We start from the raw sequence: 250 nt of genomic DNA on the forward strand, positions 1-250 counted from the left end.
TCCTTGATCTCATTGTGCAGTTCTATGTAGGTGTGCTCCTGTGGCAGTAGATCTGCAAAGTCGGAGTACATCTTCACACTGGGGATCTGATAGGCGAAGAACAGCGTGACCAGCAGAATCAGGCTCAGAATCAGTTTAGGACGGGCAAACACAGCCTCATCCAGGTTATGTAGAAAATGGGTGGCCTTGTGGGCCTGTGCGGACTTTTTATCCATGACGAAGGCCTCTTATTTTTTAGATAGTTGAGTCG

The 250-nt window shown here is 48.0% G+C and carries 1 protein-coding gene; it reads right to left on the reverse strand.

Annotated elements, in window-relative coordinates:
- Window positions 1–215 (reverse strand): hypothetical protein (locus Q0882_RS16700; protein ID WP_299184103.1); only part of this gene is annotated, 215 nt, incomplete at its 3' end.
- Window positions 216–250: the final 35 nt, after the last annotated feature.

The sequence above is a fragment of the uncultured Neptuniibacter sp. genome, from assembly GCF_947498015.1.
Lineage (GTDB): Bacteria > Pseudomonadota > Gammaproteobacteria > Pseudomonadales > Balneatricaceae > Neptuniibacter.